This window comes from Streptococcus oralis subsp. dentisani (assembly GCF_003944205.1).
Lineage (GTDB): Bacteria > Bacillota > Bacilli > Lactobacillales > Streptococcaceae > Streptococcus > Streptococcus oralis_BH.
The window spans coordinates 1-1184 of sequence record NZ_RJPH01000035.1 but is presented as its reverse complement, the minus strand read 5'-3'; the positions used below and the strand labels follow the sequence as shown (position 1 = coordinate 1184).

The following is a 1184-nucleotide window of genomic DNA, read 5'->3' as shown; positions in this document are numbered from 1 at the left end:
CATAGATACCCAATGCTATTTGTAGATGATATTATTGATATTGAGTATGGAAAATATGTTAAAGGAGTAAAAAACGTAAGTAATAATGAGCTCTGGGCTACAGGTCACTTTCCAGAGGAACCAGTTTTCCCAGGAGTCCTTTTACTTGAAACATTGGCTCAAATAGGTGGTTTTATGTTTTATAATAAGGATGAAAGTAAGAGTTTGAAAGCATATCTATCTAAAATAGAGGATGCAAGATTCATACAGAAAGTTATACCAGGTCAACAAATAGTTGTTGAAGCAAAATTTCTGGAAAAATTTTCTAGATTTGCTAAGCTAAGTTGTGTTGGGAAAGTAAATGAAAAAATTGTTGTAAAGGCAATTGTGATATACTTTTTTGAATCAGATATTTTTTAGGAATTGGGGTGAAATATAGTGGATAAAGTAAAAATTATTGGTTTGGGTATGATTAGTAGATTAGGTAATGAAATTGACAGTGTGTGGAAGTCTCTCTCTCTAGAAGATTTTAATTTAATTAGTGATGAGAAGGTCAATTATATATCTCAAGTCCCTAAAAACAAGAGACGAAGAATGAATAGATATTCTGATATGGTAGTTTGTTCTGCAGTAGATGCTGTTAAAGATGCTAAACTTGAGTTGGAGCAACTTGATCCTTTTAGAGTCGGCACAATATATTCAACAGGTTATGGACCATTAAATTCTAATTTAGAATTTACTCAAATGTTATTAAAAGGAGACCCAGATTTATGTAGTCCAACAGTTTTTGCGAATACTGTTTCTAATGCCTGTATTGGACAGGTTTGTATGCACTTAGGGTTAAAAGGTGTAAGTACTATAGTTATGGGGAGTAATAGTATAGGATATTCGCAAATGTTGATATCTAAGGGAGTTGCTGATTATATTTTAACAGGAGGAATAGAGGAATATAATTCAGATCTTTATCTAGCATTGAAAAATAATAAGTATTCAAAAAATGTTTATATAGCTGAAGCTTCGATAAGTTTATTACTCTCAAACATAGAAGTTAAAAAAGACGCTTATTGTGAATTGGTTGATTTTGCGGAAATTAATATCGGTAAGTACCCTCTAGTTAATCCGACTACAGAATTTGCAAAAAATCAAATGGAGTCTCTACTATCTAGTTTTCTTTCTAAGTATGATTCTAAATCAATAGATTATGT

Annotated in this window: 2 protein-coding genes; both read left to right on the top strand. The window is 31.2% G+C overall.

All coding sequences use genetic code 11. The annotated features are described in order from the left end of the window. The coding region (fabZ, locus tag D8805_RS09905) for a 3-hydroxyacyl-ACP dehydratase FabZ (RefSeq protein WP_142999754.1) at positions 1–399 on the top strand (399 nt) is incomplete at its 5' end. Between the two features lie 18 nt (positions 400–417). After that, on the top strand, positions 418–1184 hold a 767-nt coding region (locus D8805_RS09900), incomplete at its 3' end, for a beta-ketoacyl synthase N-terminal-like domain-containing protein (RefSeq protein ID WP_125417122.1).